General features: G+C 32.9%; 11 protein-coding genes and 1 other annotated feature. Of the genes, 9 read left to right on the forward strand and 2 right to left on the reverse strand.

Annotated elements, in window-relative coordinates; translation table 11 throughout:
* Positions 1–459 precede the first annotated feature (459 nt).
* The 8 genes from DW006_RS07140 to DW006_RS07175 all read left to right on the forward strand — a co-directional run bounded on the left by DW006_RS07140 (position 460) and on the right by DW006_RS07175 (position 13167).
* Complete coding sequence (locus DW006_RS07140) at positions 460–810, forward strand: hypothetical protein (protein ID WP_117999674.1); 351 nt, start codon at positions 460–462, stop codon at positions 808–810.
* A gap of 346 nt (positions 811–1156) precedes the next feature.
* Positions 1157–5005, forward strand: coding sequence for a leucine-rich repeat protein (locus DW006_RS07145; RefSeq protein ID WP_117999675.1), 3849 nt, complete (start codon positions 1157–1159; stop codon positions 5003–5005).
* Between the two features lie 233 nt (positions 5006–5238).
* Positions 5239–5610: a CidA/LrgA family protein gene (locus DW006_RS07150; protein ID WP_117999676.1), complete on the forward strand. Its 372-nt coding sequence runs from the start codon at positions 5239–5241 to the stop codon at positions 5608–5610.
* Positions 5591–6283 (forward strand): LrgB family protein, encoded by a 693-nt coding sequence (locus tag DW006_RS07155; protein ID WP_117999677.1) that lies wholly within the window; start codon positions 5591–5593, stop codon positions 6281–6283. Before DW006_RS07150 ends, DW006_RS07155 begins: the two co-directional genes overlap by 20 nt.
* A 191-nt stretch (positions 6284–6474) precedes the next feature.
* Entirely contained in the window at positions 6475–7035 is a 561-nt protein-coding gene (locus tag DW006_RS07160) for a cytidylate kinase-like family protein (protein WP_117999678.1), read from the forward strand.
* A gap of 118 nt (positions 7036–7153) precedes the next feature.
* Positions 7154–9325, forward strand: coding sequence for an ATP-dependent helicase (locus tag DW006_RS07165; RefSeq protein WP_117999679.1), 2172 nt, complete (start codon positions 7154–7156; stop codon positions 9323–9325).
* Between the two features lie 122 nt (positions 9326–9447).
* Positions 9448–9700: a binding site (T-box leader), on the forward strand.
* Between the two features lie 527 nt (positions 9701–10227).
* Entirely contained in the window at positions 10228–11928 is a 1701-nt protein-coding gene (locus DW006_RS07170; protein ID WP_117999680.1) for a carbon starvation protein A, read from the forward strand.
* Between the two features lie 264 nt (positions 11929–12192).
* Positions 12193–13167: an ATP-dependent 6-phosphofructokinase gene (locus tag DW006_RS07175; protein WP_022164575.1), complete on the forward strand. Its 975-nt coding sequence runs from the start codon at positions 12193–12195 to the stop codon at positions 13165–13167.
* Between the two features lie 250 nt (positions 13168–13417).
* On the opposite strand, the gene DW006_RS07180 is transcribed toward DW006_RS07175, so the two are convergent.
* On the reverse strand, positions 13418–14284 hold the full coding sequence (locus DW006_RS07180) for an AraC family transcriptional regulator (RefSeq protein ID WP_117999681.1): 867 nt from the start codon (positions 14282–14284) through the stop codon (positions 13418–13420).
* A gap of 246 nt (positions 14285–14530) precedes the next feature.
* On the opposite strand from DW006_RS07180, the gene DW006_RS07185 reads away from it, so the two are divergent.
* On the forward strand, positions 14531–16786 hold the full coding sequence (locus DW006_RS07185; protein ID WP_117999682.1) for a glycogen/starch/alpha-glucan phosphorylase: 2256 nt from the start codon (positions 14531–14533) through the stop codon (positions 16784–16786).
* 72 nt (positions 16787–16858) lie between these two features.
* Here DW006_RS07185 and DW006_RS07190 read toward each other — a convergent pair whose 3' ends face one another.
* On the reverse strand, positions 16859–17206 hold the full coding sequence (locus DW006_RS07190) for a hypothetical protein (protein ID WP_117999683.1): 348 nt from the start codon (positions 17204–17206) through the stop codon (positions 16859–16861).
* Positions 17207–17477: the final 271 nt, after the last annotated feature.

Raw genomic sequence — 17477 nt, forward strand, 5'->3', positions numbered from 1 at the left:
AGTAAAGCAAGAAAAAGAAAATAAGTCAAAATTCCACCCTTATGAGCGGAGAAACAAGCAAAGGGGTGGAAATCCTGGAAAGTAGTAAAGCAAGAAAAAGAAAGCAAGTCAAAAATCCACCCTTATGAGAAGAGAAACAAGCAAAGGGGTGGAAATCCTGGAAAAGTAGTAAAGCAAGAAAAAGAAAGCAAGTCAAAATTCCACCCCTATGAGCAGAGAAACAAGCAAAGGGGTGGAAATTCTGGGAAAGTAGTAAAGTAAGAAAAAGAAAGCAAGTCAAAATTCCACCCTTATGAGCAGAGAACATTTTTATGGTGCTCAAGTTACCTTGTAATCAATCGTGGAATCAGCAATGAGACGGAGGCGAAGTTTGCTTCATTTGTATACATAGGAATTACTATAGGTAGATTTTTATGCGGATTTGTAGCAGACCGACTAGGTGACAGAAAAATGATTTGAATGGAAATTGTTGTAATTGTAGTTGGCTTAGCACTTATGTTTATTCCTACAGGATTAGATACGATACCCCTTACTGCATTAATAATTATAGGACTTGGATGTGCACCAATTTATCCATCAATTATACATTCAATACCATTTAATTTTGGAAAAGAGAACTCACAATCTGTTATTGGAATACAAATGGCATTTGCGTATGTGGGTACAACTTTTATGCCACCACTATTTGGTATAATTTCGCAACACATAACAATAGCGTTATTTCCTGTGTATATTTTAATTTTTACATTACTAATGCTGTTAAGTACAGAGAGACTTAATAAAATGAAAAGTGTAAACGAAAGAAATTAGATTATGTAAAGTAAAACGATAAATTGGAAATATTAAAACAGAAAAAAGTAAAGTAACTGAAAGTAAATATGGAACAAAAAGTTATAACTACGACCAAAAATCAAACGCAAAACAAAAACTGAAAATATGACTAAAAATCAAATGCAAAACAAAAACTGAAAATACGACTGAAAATCAAACGTAAAACCAAACGAAAACTGAAAATACGACTGAAAATCAAACGTAAAATTTTACGTTTGATTTTTTGAACGATTTTCCAAAGATAAAAATTTAAAGTAAAATGTTTTGTTTTTAGTGCTATAATAGACAGGTAGTGAAAATACTTAAAGAAAAGGGGAAGTTTATTATGGTACTAAAAACGAAAAGAATCTTATCACTAACCTTGGCAGTAGCAATGATAGCTACCGCACCAAATCAAATCCCGGCACAGGAAAATGATATAAAAACACAGGCAGTAAGTCCCGAAACTGTGGAAAAAGTTTTACCGGAAGGCTTTACGGGAGTAACAGCAGAAATTAAAGGTGCGTGGAACAAAATTGACGAGGAAGTTTTGGCAAATGGCAATGCAAATTATCCTGCTGATGATGGCAATAAGCCAACACTCGAAATTTGTCCTGATGAAAATTACACAATACCAGAGGCAATTAATGAGGGAGAAACTCTTCAGGTTATGTATGACGTGGATTTGCTGGTGGGCGCAACTTCAGCAAAAAGAGTCAAGGCTTTTAAAGATTATGTAGACGAAAGCAACCCACACAACACACCAAGTGGTGGGGCAAGACTTAAAAAAAGACCATATTTAATTGGAACTGAAATATGGTACAAGTTGGATGATGCAACCAAGTGGACAAAGGTTCCTGAAAAAACTCAAAAAAGACTGGGACATTATTTTATGCAAATCCCGGCAGATATTTTGTTTGGACATGATCAGGTTACTTTTAAAGTTAGAGCTTATACATATTATGGCGTTAGCAAGTCGGCGGCAAATACTGTAAAAATTAACAGATTAAAAAATGATACAGGAAAAATAAGACTAAATGTTAATGCCGGAGAAGTTATTTCAGGCAGCAAAACTGTTACCGTAAATGACGGAAAAGAAAACAACATATCTGTTAAATTAAATAATCAAAAGCAAAACACTAAAGCCATGTTGGAAAATGGGGCCTATTTCATTGTACAGACAGCAGACACAGCAAATGGCTACAAAAATGCAGTTACAGCAACAAGTAATGGACAAAAAGATATTTTGGCCTTGCTTAATCCTTGGCGAGATTCCACAATGACAAAAGTAATCAGGGTGGATAATAAATATTTTAAATATAATGAGCAAACAAAGGCTTACGATGTTGACCTTACTCTTTGGGCAGGAAACACAGGAACTTCTTTTGAAGAAACATTGTATCCGGAAGTCTTTAGCGAAAACAGGGACGATTACAAAGTGTCTCAACTACAGATGAAATTGCCAAATGGTTCGGTATATTTGCCAACAAAGATTGTACCGGATAATTCAAAAATAAATACAAGCACTGAACTTTCAGCAGTTCATGCAATCGGTGACTCAAAGGGCATGGAAAGCAAAATGACAGTCTCATTTTCAATTCCTGAAAAAGAGGTTGACGCAGTTGGCTGGTTACTTGATACAACTAAACTAAAAGACGGCAAGTACACAATAGTTGCCCAGGAGAATCAGAGTAGCAACAATCAAACAACTACAGCGAATACGCAAGATAGCAACAATCAAACAACTACAGTAAATGCACAGGAAAGCAGCCAGCAGGCAACTACAGCGAATGCACAGGATAGTAGCGAGCAGGCAACTACAGCGAATGCACAGGATAGTAGCCAGCAGACAACTACAGCGAATATCGCAAACAGCAATGACCAGTCGGAGGAAGCAAACAGCATTCCGGAAAGTACAAAAGTAGATTTCGTAGTTGATAACACAAAACCTACAATTAATATAGACATAAAAGATAAAGCAACTTTAAATAAACAGCTTGTAATCACTGAAGGTGATGTGGCAAAAGATGCAAATGGCATAGACAGCGTTGCAGTAACATTAGATGGAAAAGACGTGGAACTTCCAGGGGTGATTTCTCCTGACGACCTAAAAGAAGGTTCACATCAGCTGGCAGTTGTGGCAAAAGATGTGGCAGGTAATATCACTGAAAAAACAGTAACTTTTAATGTTAAAAACTCTGCAATTACAAGTACAACAGAAAAGATTACAAACAATACTGCTACATTATCGGTGAATGTGGGCAGTAAAAAAACTAATGTAACTTTTTACAAGGGCAAAGCCTTAAATGTGGCAAACAACGGTATAGTGAAAGGACAGGTTGTTTCAGGTAACAATGGCAAAGCTCCCTATGAAATTTTTAAGGTGAACACAGGAAGTGTTAAAGCTCAGGAGAAAATTGTTGTTAATTGGAGTGGAAAAACCACAGGAACTGACAGTGACCATAAGCTTACAATGTTTGTTCAAAATATAAATACAGGCAAGTGGAAAGCTATTGGCGAGGAAAAATCAGGAAAAATAACAGGTAAATTTGTAGCCAAGGACTATGTAAAAGATGATAAGGCAACAGTTGCAGTACAGGTAATTGCTAAGGACGGCAATCCTGAAATAGAGCAAAGTGAAGTCACAAAAGTTGCTAACCAGACGTCATGGGATGGAACAGGAAAACCTGAAAATTATGATTTTGCATTTGCATGGGAAACAGACACACAGATATATGCAGAAAGTTTTCCATATCATTATAAAAACATGAATCAGTGGATTGTGGACAATAAGAAAGATTGGAAAATCAAGTATGTCCTACATACAGGTGATATTACCGATGATTATGACATGGAGACTCAGTGGAAAAATGCCGACACTGCAATGAAGATTTTTGATGATGCAGGCATGCCATATGGTGTTTTGGCTGGAAATCACGATGTTGGCGCCGGTTTGGAAAATTACACAAATTATCAAAAATACTTTGGTGCAGACAGATTTAAAAACAAAGATTATTATGGTGGTTCATATAAGAATAACTTAGGTCATTATGATTTAATTACTGAGAATGGACAGGATTTTATTATTTTATATATGAGCTGGGATATTTACACAAATGAAATTAACTGGATGAATCAGGTGTTGAAAAAATATCCTAACAGAAAAGCAATCATTGCCCTTCACCGTTACACAAGAGGTTCTGAAAAAGCAAACACACCGATTACAGACTATGCAGGAAAGTTGATTCAGACTAATGTTGTTGCTAAGAACCCTAACGTAATAGCAGTGTTAAACGGACATTACAGTGGTGCCAGCATGAATGTAATGGGATTTGATGACGACAAGGATGGCGTAAAAGAAAGAACTGTTTATGAAATTTGTACTGACTATCAATCGAACGCCCAGGGAGGAGCCGAATACGTTAAACTGTTATATTTTGATTTGAAAAACAATAAGATTTATGTTAATTCATATTCTCCATATAAGAAGGATTTCAATTATTATGACAATCCTAAGTTGGAAAATTACAACCAGGGAACAGTTGTTTATAAGCAGGATATTGTAGAATTAAATTATAATTATGTTGATAAAAAACAAAGCCTGATAACAAATTCAATTAATGGCTTTGTGGAGACAGCTGACGCAATCAAGAGTGTAAATGGGAAAACAGGCAAAGTTTCATATACATACTCAGGCTTGAAAGCGGATAGCGAATACAGTTGGTATGGAAAAGTAACTAACAGTGAAGGTGAAGAATTTTATACAAATGCTAATACCTTTAAAACATTAAAAACATTAAAGGTAAAAGCACAACCGACAATAAAAGTAGGAAAAACATATACTGTTGGTAAGTTTAAATACAAAGTAAAATCTACAAAGAAGGGCATTACAAAGGTAGCAATTTCCGGTAAAAACAAGAAAATTAAGAAACTTGTTATACCTTCATTTGTAAAAATAAAAGGCAAAAAATGTAGAGTTACTGAAATTAATGCAAATGGCTTTAAGGGTTACAAAAAACTAAAAACCATTGCTATTAAATCAAAGTATTTAACAAAAATTGGAACAAAGGCATTTTATAAATGTAGCAATCTTAAGACTGTTAAGTATTATAAGAACAAAAAAATTAAAGTGGGAAGAAAAGCTTTTGCAGGGTGTAAAAAACTGAAAAAGAAGTTCCCAGCTAGAACCTTTTAAGAGTAATGTTATTTTCAATAATGCAAAAATTAAATTTACAAATTGCATTAAGTACTAGATAAAATTAAAAAAAGTCTGTATCATTGTATGTGGCTTTGCAGAGCAATATCTGCAATTTGCCAATAGAGTTTAGAATTTTACAATGATACAGGCTTTTTCTGTTTCACCATAAAATTTATTTTCTACAAATATGCTAATAATAAAATAAAAGAATAAAGGAGACAAGCAAAATTATGAAGTACATGAGACAGTTTGGAATCATCATGTTTGTTACCTGTTTGGGAGAGGTTTTAAAATATTTGATTCCATTGGCAATTCCATCAAGTATATATGGTCTTTGTCTGATGATGTTATTTCTTGTAACAGGAATTGTAAAAGTTGACAGCGTAAGAGAATCAGGTTCATTTTTAATAGAAATCATGCCCATTATGTTTATTGGTTCCGGTGTGGGAATTGTTGTTTACTGGAATCAGTTAAAAGGCATGTTAATTCCGTTAATTGTAATCACCATTATCTCAACAATTCTGGTAATAGTGGTAGCTGGAAAAGTTACACAGTTTGTAATTAAAAAAAGGAGCAAAAAAAATGAATCAGGTAGTAATTAATTCAACAACAATTGGGATAGTTATAAGTGTTTTAGGTTATGAATTAGGTATGCTTCTAAAAAGAAAATTTAAGCTTGCCGTTTTTAACCCACTACTTATTTCTATTATTTTTGTAATTATATGTTTGGGGATATTTAACGTAGATTATGAGAGTTATAATAAAAGTGCCCAATATTTAGGCTACTTATTAACACCGGCAACAGTATGCCTTGCTATACCGTTATATCAGCAGATTAGACTTTTAAAAGAAAATATTTGGGCTATATTTCTTGGTATTTTATCAGGGGTATTAACAAGTCTGGGATGTATTTTGGCGTTTGCGTTATTGTTTGGTTTCAACCATAAAGAGTATGTTACACTACTTCCAAAGTCAATTACGACAGCAATTGGTATGGGTGTTTCAGAGGAACTTGGTGGTTATGTAACAATTACAGTGGCAGTTATAATCATAACAGGAGTTCTTGGAAACATACTTGCAGATGTGGTTTGTAAAATTTTCAGAATAACTAATCCAGTGGCAAAAGGAATTGGAATTGGGACAGCCTCACATGCCATCGGCACAGCAAAGGCAATGGAAATGGGAGAAATAGAAGGGGCAATGAGTAGTTTGTCCATAGTAATAGCAGGAATTTTAACAATGATAGGAGCATCAGTTTTCGCTAATTTTCTGTAAACATACGACTATTTCTAAAATTAAAATAAATACGTGAATATCTCAAAAGTTACGCAATAATTTATATGTTAATATTAAAAAAATGATAATATATGCATGAATATCTTGAAAATTAAAACAGGATATACTAAACATGACGTTTACAAAATGAAAATATTTATATGTAAAATTCAAATTCTGGGAGGTAAAACATGATTATTACAATAGCAAGACAATGTGGAAGTGGCGGTCATGAAGTGGCACAGATTTTAGCTGACAAATTAGGTCTGGAACTTTTTGATAAAAATAGATTATTAGAAGAAGCAAGAAAACTTGGGAAGGAAGATGAGTTTAGCGACTTTTTTAATGAAAGACCGGTAAACAGTCTTTTGTATGGAATAGCCATGAGTTTTGGAAACGAAAAGCCAATGTCTAAGGCACTTGATTTTATAAAAGAAGTAACCAAGGATAAAAACGCAGTTATAATTGGACGCTGTGCAAACATTATTTACAAAGATAATCCTGAAGTAATGAAGGTCTTTCTCCATGGAAACGAGGCTTGGCGAGTTGATTATGTGGCAGAGCGTGATAGCATTAGCAGAAGAGAGGCAATTAAAAATATTAAGGAAGTGGACGAAAAAAGAGCATCTTTTCACAAATATTGTACAGATGCAGTGTGGGGAGATGCAAGAGATTACAATCTTTCAATTGACACATCTGTAATAGGAATAGAGAAAACAGCAGAAATTATTTTAAAGTATATAAATGATTAGATTTATACAGACAGCCAAAGGTTCACGGATAATTAAGAGCATACAAATAAAAAATTGCATTGATTAAAAATTTATGTTTTTAATATTTATGATTTATTAATAACATATCGAGGAAAATATGACATTAGAAGAATTTATCAGAAAATATCAAATAAATTTAACAAAACAACAACTTGAAGGGGTTACATCAATTGAGATGCCAACCCTTCTTTTAGCTGTGCCGGGAAGTGGAAAAACAACTGTTTTAGTATACAGATTGGGCTATATGATATATTGCAAAAACATAATGCCAGAAAAAATTCTCACACTTACATATACAGTGGCAGCTACAATTGAAATGAAAAAAAGATTTGCTGGAATTTTTGGCGAAGAAATGGCATCAAGACTTGAATTTAGGACCATTAATGGAGTATGTGCCAAAATAATACATTATTGTGGAGTAAGACTGGGAATTAAGCCATATAATTTAATTCCAGATGAAGGTTTTAAAGTGAAGCTTTTAACAGCAATCTATCAACATATACAGGGTAGCTATCCTCTTGAAAGTGATGTTCAGAATCTTATAACACTGATTACTTATGCAAAAAACATGATGTTATCAAAAAAAGAGATAGAGAAATTAGGAAATCAGGAGAAGATAAAATTATTAGAAATTTATGAAATGTATAACAGAGAGTTAAGCAGAAAATCATTAATGGACTATGATGACCAAATGGTTTACGCCCTGAATCTTCTTAAATCAATACCTGAAATTCTTGAATATTTTCAGGAAAAATATCAGTTTATTTCTGTTGACGAAGCACAGGACACTTCAAAAGTTCAACATGAAATCATTAGAATACTTGGTGGCAAATACAAAAACATCTTTATGGTAGGAGATGAGGATCAAAGTATTTACGGTTTCAGAGCTGCATATCCCGAAGCGTTGTTGGAATTTGAAAAAACATATCCTAACGGAAAGATTCTCTTAATGGAAGAAAACTTTAGATCTAATGGTGAAATTGTTGTGGCAGCAGACAGGTTTATTCAAAAAAATACTCTGCGACATAAAAAGAAAATGAAGGCTTTTAGACCAAACAATAATAAAATTAGATTAATCGACATAAAAACAAGAAAAGGGCAGTACAAATATTTAGAGAAAGTAGTAACAGATTGTGAAAATGAAACAGCTGTGTTGTACAGGGATAATGAAAGTATTTTGCCGGTAATAGATTTGCTAGAGCAGAATAACATACCATACAAAATCAAAAATAAAGATTTAACTTTTTTTACTAACAAAGTTGTAATGGATATTGAAAACATAATTAATTTTTCAAAAGACCAGACAAATACAGAGATGTTTATGCAGATTTATTTTAAAATAAATACTTACGTGGGAAAAGTCGTTGCTGAAAAAGCTTGCGTAATTAGCAAAGAAAAAAATATTTCCCTACTAGATGCAGTTCTTCAGTGTCCACAGACACCTAAAGGAACGGTGAAAAGCGTAAAAGAGATTAAGTTGCATATGAAAAATCTCGCAAACGAAAATGGTGCCAGCGGTCTTTTTAGAATTATAAATGCAATGGGTTATAAAGACTACCTTGAAAAAAATCATATAAAAGATGGTAAGTTGGAAATATTGCAGACAATAGCACAGAATCAAAGGTCCGTATTTGATTTTGTGGCTCGTTTGAAAGAACTGGAACAACTTGTAAGAAATAAAGAAAATGACGCTAGCTGTAATCTGATTTTCTCCACAATGCATTCCAGCAAAGGTCTGGAATTTGATAATGTGTACATAATGGATGCGATAGATGGTGTTTTTCCTGAATATATACCAGGGAAAAAAGCAACAGATGAAGAAATAAAAATATATGAGGAAGAAAGACGTTTATTTTATGTTGCCGTAACAAGGGCGAAAAATAATCTTTGTATTTTTTCAAAAAAAGGCAGTAATACTTTTATTTGTGAATTGTTAGGAACAAAAGCGCCAACAGCTCCAATTGGTAAAGGCGAAAGCACACCAATAGTTACAAAAACGGAAAGAAAAAGGACGAATAATATAGGAAAAACCAAACCTTATGCCTACAATAATTCAAAAAAAGGTTATAAAACATCAAGTAAAATTATTACAGAGTCAGAATACTGGGATAAGTATGAAGAAATAAAAAATACAGGAAAAATAGAGCACAAAACTTTGGGAGAAGGTGTAGTTAAAAGGATTTCAGGGGATACAATTGAAGTTGAATTCGAAAATAAAACAAGCAAAATGAAACTGAAATTTTTAATGGAAAAGGATTTACTACGATAAATAAAGGGACATTATTTAAAAATTGTCACAAAAATATTAAGAAATATCAAAAAAATCTGTGCAAAATTTAACCTTGCAAGATTCGACAATAAGTGATAAAATATAAAAAGACAAACAAATAACAAGTTGCGTTGAAAGGGATACATTGCAAAGAGTAGCTTGATTACAGAGAACCGAGGTAGCTGAGAATCGGAAGAAAAGCCTTATTGTAACATCACCCTGGAGCATCTCTCCTAAAGCTTTTAGTTAGTAGGCAGGGACGTGTTCTTCACGTTACAGAAGAAACTGTTTATTTAGACAGTGTTAAGTGGTGATAATTAGCAATAGTTATCTCAAACAAAGTGGTACCACGGAAATGATTTATCCGCCTTTGTTGTCCTAGGACAACAAAGGCGTTTTTATTTTTTTATTACAGTGTTGCAATAGGTAAATGCACCTGTGCTTGCACAAAGGTGCATTTACCTATTGACAACACGCCCCACAAATGAGCATAAAAGCACGACGAAGTCGGGCGATATGCGAATGTGTGGGTTGGATTGCGGGAGTGCGAAGTACGTAGCAATCCAAATAATAAAAAAATATAGTATAAGCAAGCAAATTGCTAGGATTGCGAGAGTGCGAAGCACGTAGCAATCCAAGGTAATAAAAATAATGTAAGTATGTTATTTGGATTGCGGGAGTGCGAAGTACGTAGCAATCCAAATAATAAAAAAATATAGTATAAGCAAGCAAATTGCTAGGATTGCGGGAGTACGAAGTACGTAGCAATCCAAGGTAATAAAAAATAATGTAAGTATGTTATTTGGATTGCGGGAGTACGAAGTACGTAGCAATCCAAGTAATAAAAAATATTAGATTGCACGTAGCAATCCAAATAATAAAGAAGAAGAGAGGTAATACAAATGAATGGAATCTTAATGATGGTGATTGCAATCGTAGTTCTTGGAGGAGCATATCTTCTCTACGGTCGCTATCTTCAGAAAAAGTGGGGAATTGATCCTAACGCAAAAACTCCAGCGTATGAAATGGAAGATGGAGTTGACTATGTGCCAGCTGATACAAACGTAGTATTTGGACATCAGTTTGCATCTATCGCAGGTGCAGGCCCAATTAACGGTCCTATTCAGGCAGCAATTTTCGGATGGTTACCGGTTTTATTATGGATACTTATAGGTGGTGTATTCTTTGGAGCTGTTCAGGATTTTGCATCAATGTACGCATCAGTAAAAAATAAAGGTCGTACAATTGGTTATATTATCGAAGAATATATTGGAAAATTAGGAAAGAAATTATTCTTATTATTCTGCTGGTTATTCTGTATTTTAGTAGTTGCAGCATTTGCAGACGTTGTAGCCGGAACATTTAACGGCTTTACAGTACCTACAGTAGCAGGTGAAGCTGTAAAGAAAGTTGCAGCAAACGGTGCAGTAGCAACAACATCAATTCTATTTATATTTGAAGCTGTTGCATTAGGTATGATTTTAAAATATGGAAAATTACATAAATGGATTAACACAGCAATAGCAATTGTTATGTTAATAGCAGCAGTTGTAATTGGCTTAAACTTCCCAATTTACTTAACAAGAGAAACATGGCACATTTTAATTTTTGCTTACATTTTTGTTGCCAGCGTAGTTCCTGTTTGGGCATTATTACAGCCTAGAGATTACTTAAACAGTTATTTGTTAATATTTATGATTGTAGGTGCTGTTATCGGTGTATTTGTTTCAAATCCATCATGTAACTTACAGGCATTTACAAGCTTTAATGTAGATGGACAGTATATGTTCCCAATTTTATTTGTAACAATCGCATGTGGTGCTGTATCAGGTTTCCATTCACTTGTTTCATCAGGTACAGCTTCAAAGCAGATTAAAAATGAAAAGAACATGTTACCAGTATCATTTGGTGCAATGCTTATGGAAAGTATGCTTGCAGTAATCGCATTAATCGCAGTTGCTTCATTTGCAAAAGGCGAAGCAGCAGCACAGGGCTTAACAACACAGCCACAGATTTTCGCAGGTGCAATCGCAAACTTCTTATCAGTTATTGGTTTGCCACATAGCTTAGTATTTACATTAATTAACTTAGCAGTTTCAGCATTTGCTTTAACATCACTTGATTCAGTAGCAAGAGTTGGTCGTCTTTCATTCCAGGAATTCTTCTTAGATGAAGGAGTAACAGAAGAAAATATGACACCATTCCAGAAGGTAGTAACAAACAAATATTTTGCAACAATCATTACATTGGTACTTTCATTCTTACTTGCAAAAGTTGGTTATGCAGAAATTTGGCCATTATTTGGTTCAGCAAACCAGTTATTATCAGTTCTTGCTTTAGTAGCATGTGCAGTATTCTTGAAGAAAACAAAACGTCAGGGTTGGATGTTATGGGTACCTATGTTCTTCATGATGGCAGTAACATTTACAGCTCTTGGAATGACAATTTACAAATTAGGTGGCGCATTCCTTTCAACAGGATTAACACTTGGAAACACATTGCAGTTAATCTTTGCAATTTTACTTTTAATCCTTGGTGTAATCGTTGCAGTACAGGGTGTTAAGAAATTATTCGAAAAGAATACAGAAAAAGCAGTTGCATAGGGCAACAGTTATAATTAAATAAAATAATAAGCGAAAGCGTAAATTCTATACCATTTTCAAAATTTTAAAATAGCTTGATTTTGGAAAGGTATAAAGAATTTACGCTTTTTCTATTCAAAATATTAACTGCAAATAATTTGGCATGTAAATTGAATTTATTGACATAAAAAATACTCGTTGTTAGAATAATTATCGGAGAAAATAATTACATGTAATGATTTATGAAAACAAGCCTAAAAATCAAAAAGATACAGGAGAAAAAATATGAAAGATATTAAAAAAATTGCAGTTTTAACAAGTGGTGGAGACGCACCGGGAATGAACTCAGCTGTTAGGGCGGTTGTGTTTAGTGCATTTCATCATAATATAGAAGTTGTGGGAATTTACAGAGGATATGAAGGGTTAATTGATTGGGAGACAAAAGACCTTACATTAGATGATGTGAGAAATATTAATAGTCAGGGAGGAACTTTTCTTTTAACAAGTAGAAGTGAAAGATTTCTTGAAACAAAATATAGAGAACAGGCAGCAGAAAATCTTAGAGCAAACAATGTAGATGCGTTAGTTGCAATCGGAGGGGATGGAACTCTTAGAGGCGCAATTGATTTTAAAGAACAGGGTGTCAATGTTGTGTGCATCCCTGGAACAATCGACAGAGATATTTCATGTAGCGAATACACATTAGGTTTTGATACAGCTGCAAATACTGCTACAGAGGCAATTGATAAGATAAGAGATTCTTCAATTTCCCATGGAAGATGTAGTGTTGTTGAGGTAATGGGTAGAAAAAGAGGTTACATTGCTTTATGGGCAGGGATGGCAACATCTGCAGAGGCTATCGTACTTCCTGAAAAATGGAATGGTAATTATGACACAATTACTGATGCAATAAAACAGCGACACGCAGAGGGAAGAAACAGTTACTTGGTAGTAGTTGCAGAGGGCGTTACAGATGCACCAAAACTGGCAGAAATAATTTGCGAGAAAACAGGCATAGAATCAAGAGTATCTGTGTTAGGCTACATACAGCGTGGTGGCAATCCAACAGCAAAGGACAGAATGTATGGTTCATTAATGGGTGCTTATGCTGTTGAAATTTTAACTCAGGGAAAACAAAACCGAATTGTTGCAATTAAAAATGACAAGCTTATTGACTATGATACAGCAGAAGCAATAAACATTCATAATAATATGTTAGATTCATTCCAATACGAATTGAGCTTGATGCTGTCAGATTAAAAATATAAAACCTTAATTGAAAAAATTAACGCAACAAAATCATTGTGATTTTTAAGAAGTTGTTGCAATAACTTTTGCAGAAGAAAATGCTAGCCGCTATTTTGGTATGCAAACAATTAAGATTTTTTCAACAGTTTTAATAGGATTATAACACATAAAATATCAGAAAAACCGAAAATACATTATTTAATGTATTGGAAAAAACTTCGATTTTGCAATGAGTTTTTCAATCAATGTTACTGATTTTATTTCACCCCCGCAACTCCCTAGGAGTTAGGTTATATTTTTGCTTAAAGAGCCTATTAAAATATGAAATATTATTAAACCCACATCTCCCGGCTACTTCCAGAATGCTTAAATCGCTTTCGCTTAAAAGTTTTTTTGTCTGAATTAATCGATAGTCATTTAAGTATTTAGTGAAGCTTGTGTGCAGATGTTCCTTAAAAAAGCGCATAAAGTGAGATGGGCTGTAATTACAAAAATCAGCAACTTCTTTAAGTTTAATATCTTCATAATAATGTTCATGAATATAAGAAATAATTTCCTTAACCTTCTCTTCAGATTTCTTATTATCTTTAGATTGGGCAGCTTTCATGTTTTGAATAAGAATATAAAAAAGTTTAAATAAATTGCTTTTTATCATAATCTGAAAACCAAAATCTCTTTTTTCGCTTAATGAATCCATATTTTTTATAATGTTAGAAAAATCATCATAGAAAGAAAGTTTCGGTGTAATAAAATTTTGGATATTAATTTCACCTCTAAATAAAGGCTCAAAAAATTTTGAATTTATAATATCTTCTTTTGCAGAAAACAGAAGTTCTTTCTTAAAAATAATATTCTCATATTCCATACGTTCTCCTGAAATTTCACGTATAGAGTGTAGGTGCCCCGGGAGTACAATAATGGTATTGCCGGCTTCAACTTCATATTCAATAAAATCTAAAGTGACAAGTCCCTTTCCTTTTTGGATAACAATTAACTCAATTTCTTCATGCCAGTGAATTGGCACAGATGGAAAATCAAGCGGAATTGTACAAAGGTAAGTGTTGTATGGAAACTCATCTGTGGTATGTGATTTTTGCTCTTTATAAGTTTGAAACTCTATTGTATTCATAAAAACTCCTAATTGAAACCAGTATTTATGGAAATAATATATTGATGATAGTATTGTACAATAAAATGAGATAATATTGCAAGAATACACTAAAAAATGATGATATATTACTAATAACAAAAGACTGGTACAGTAAAGCCAGCAGGTAAAACAATAACGTAACTATTGACACCTTTTATGGTAGTGCATAAACACATCTTATAATGCATTTTAATTAAAAGGCTTTTTAAGGAAAGGGTTTTATATATGAATATTAAAGAAAGATTACAGCAGCAGTTAGGAAAAGAAATTTCACAAAGTAGTAACAGCGAAATTTATAATGGACTTTTAAACATTACACAGCAGTTAGCAGATGAAAAAGAAAGCAACGAAGGAAAGAAAAAAGTTTACTATATTTCAGCAGAATTTCTTATTGGAAAATTGCTTTCAAACAACATGATTAATCTTGGCATTTACAATGAAGTAAAAGAAATGTTAACACAGGCAGGAAAGAATATTTCAGAAATTGAAGAAATAGAAGTTGAGCCATCACTTGGTAATGGTGGTCTTGGAAGACTTGCAGCCTGCTTCTTAGATTCAATTGCAACATTAGGCCTTCCAGGCTCAGGTATTGGAATTAATTATCATTTAGGATTGTTTAAACAGGTTTTTGAAAACAATATGCAGAAAGAAACACCTAATCCTTGGATTGGTGAAAATACATGGCTCAAGAAGACAGACGTAACATATCCAGTTCAGTTTAAGGATTTTACAGTTACATCAAGAATGTACGAAATCTCAGTTACAGGTTATGAGAATAGAACTAACAAGTTAGAATTATTTGACATTGATACAGTAGATGAAAATATTGTAGGTGATGGAATTGACTTTGATAAAAATGACATAGCTAAGAACCTTACATTATTTTTATATCCTGATGACAGCGACGAGGCAGGAAGAAAATTAAGAATTTACCAGCAGTATTTTATGGTAAGTAATGGAGCAAGACTTATAATTGATGAGTGCAAGGCAAAAGGAAGCAATTTATATGACCTTTATGATTATGCAGTAATCCAAATAAATGATACTCATCCAACAATGGTAATTCCTGAATTAATTCGTTTGTTAGTTCAGGAAGGTATGTCAATAGATGATGCAATTAATGTGGTAAAGAAAACATGTGCATACACAAACCATACTATTTTGTCAGAAGCTTTGGAAAAGTGGCCAATTAGTTATTTACAGGAAGTTGTTCCGCAGTTAGTACCAATTATTGAAATTTTAGATGATAAAGTAAGAAGACAGTTTGATGATGAAAGTGTTGTTATTATAGATAAAAATGATACTGTACACATGGCTCACATCGATATTCATTATGGATTTAGTGTAAATGGTGTGGCAGCACTTCACACTGAAATTTTAAAGAATTCAGAACTTAATAACTTCTACAAAATTTATCCTGAGAAGTTTAATAACAAAACAAACGGAATTACATTTAGAAGATGGCTTCTTCATTGTAACAGTGAATTATCAGACCAGATTCAGGCATGGATAGGTGATGGATTTAAGAAGGATGCAATGGAGCTTAAGAAACTTGAAAGCCTTATGGATAATCAGGATGCTTTAAACAAATTGCTTGAAATTAAGGCTGATAATAAGAATAAGTTGAAAAAATATTTAGCTGACACACAGGGAATTAATTTAAATGAAAATTCAATTTTTGATATTCAAATTAAACGTTTACATGAATATAAACGTCAGCAGATGAATGCTTTATATGTTATTCACAAATATTTAGAAATAAAGAAAGGTAACAAACCTGAAACTCCAATTACAGTAATTTTTGGCGCAAAGGCTGCCCCTGCTTACATTATTGCTAAGGATATTATTCATTTGATTTTATGTTTACAGAAAATCGTAAACAATGATCCGAAAGTTAGCCCTTACTTAAATGTAGTAATGGTTGAAAATTATAATGTAACATTAGCAGAAAAACTTATTCCTGCCTGTGATATTTCAGAACAGATTTCATTAGCATCAAAAGAAGCAAGCGGTACAGGAAACATGAAGTTTATGCTTAATGGAGCAGTAACTTTAGGAACTGAAGATGGCGCAAATGTAGAAATTCACCAATTTGTAGGAGATGACAACATTTACATTTTTGGTGAATCAAGCGATGAAGTAATCGAACATTATGCTAAGTCTGATTATGTTTCAAGAAATTATTACAAAAGCAACGAAAAAATAAAAGAAGCTGTTGATTTTATTACAAGCGATGAAATGTTAAAGGTTGGTAATAGAGAAAATCTTGAAAGATTAAAAAATGAACTATTAAACAAAGACTGGTTTATGACATTTCCTGATTTTGACCAGTATGTTGAAACAAAAGAAAAAGCTTATGCAGAATACAACAATAGAATGGAATGGGCTAAGAAAATGCTTGTAAATATTGCAAATGCAGGATTCTTCTCATCAGATAGGACTATTGAACAGTACAATGAAGATATTTGGAAATTAAAATAAGTTAAAAATTATATAATTTAAGAAAAAATACGATGCAATAAATTTGTTGCATCGTATTTTTATTGTCATTTTTTATTTAGATTTTTTTATTAGCTGTAATGTTAGTATGCAAACATAAACGCCTATTATCATAAATGGCAAAAATGTTATAGTTTGAAATACTTCGAAGCCAACAACCGCAGCTACAATCTGAAGCACTATGGCTACAATAGTATCAATATAACTAGATGCCTCTAAAATCCATATTACATTTAATCCGACTACAATGCCTAAAACCAGCATAATAATTGAACACCATACAAATTGATATGTAGCATTATATGTAGTGCTTACCTTGGCCTCTACCATATAGTTTAATTTCTGAGCAATTATTACTGCTATTGCTAAAATCAAACTTGATAAAATAGTTTTGAATTTCATAGCTTTCCTCCTTTTTCAATAACTCAATATTTGTATAAGCTTAAAAAATTAAACTGTATTAACCATATCGCTATATGCTTATATGGTCAAGAATAAACTGACAAATGTAAAAAAAACGACATAAATCTGATTGTGGATGCATTAAGAAGGTAATCAATTCCCTTCTGGAATTGGTTAAAAAATAAGAATATATAAATTACATGTCTCATATACTTAAAAAGTGTAACCATAATAGTTTATAAAATAATGTTAAAGGGTTTTAACTTCATAA

Source organism: Eubacterium sp. AF36-5BH, assembly GCF_003460505.1.
In the GTDB taxonomy this organism is placed as follows: domain Bacteria; phylum Bacillota; class Clostridia; order Lachnospirales; family Lachnospiraceae; genus Eubacterium_G.

Excerpts from the sequence above, each read along its gene's own strand:
- DW006_RS07155 (WP_117999677.1), top strand. The coding sequence starts at position 5,591 with ATGAATCAGGTAGTAATTAATTCAACAACAATTGGGATAGTTATAAGT.
- DW006_RS07160 (WP_117999678.1), top strand. The coding sequence starts at position 6,475 with ATGATTATTACAATAGCAAGACAATGTGGAAGTGGCGGTCATGAAGTG.
- DW006_RS07175 (WP_022164575.1), top strand. The coding sequence starts at position 12,193 with ATGAAAGATATTAAAAAAATTGCAGTTTTAACAAGTGGTGGAGACGCA.
- DW006_RS07180 (WP_117999681.1), bottom strand. The coding sequence starts at position 14,284 with ATGAATACAATAGAGTTTCAAACTTATAAAGAGCAAAAATCACATACC.
- DW006_RS07150 (WP_117999676.1), top strand. The coding sequence starts at position 5,239 with ATGAAGTACATGAGACAGTTTGGAATCATCATGTTTGTTACCTGTTTG.
- DW006_RS07145 (WP_117999675.1), top strand. The coding sequence starts at position 1,157 with ATGGTACTAAAAACGAAAAGAATCTTATCACTAACCTTGGCAGTAGCA.
- DW006_RS07140 (WP_117999674.1), top strand. The coding sequence starts at position 460 with ATGGAAATTGTTGTAATTGTAGTTGGCTTAGCACTTATGTTTATTCCT.
- DW006_RS07170 (WP_117999680.1), top strand. The coding sequence starts at position 10,228 with ATGAATGGAATCTTAATGATGGTGATTGCAATCGTAGTTCTTGGAGGA.
- DW006_RS07185 (WP_117999682.1), top strand. The coding sequence starts at position 14,531 with ATGAATATTAAAGAAAGATTACAGCAGCAGTTAGGAAAAGAAATTTCA.
- DW006_RS07165 (WP_117999679.1), top strand. The coding sequence starts at position 7,154 with ATGACATTAGAAGAATTTATCAGAAAATATCAAATAAATTTAACAAAA.
- DW006_RS07190 (WP_117999683.1), bottom strand. The coding sequence starts at position 17,206 with ATGAAATTCAAAACTATTTTATCAAGTTTGATTTTAGCAATAGCAGTA.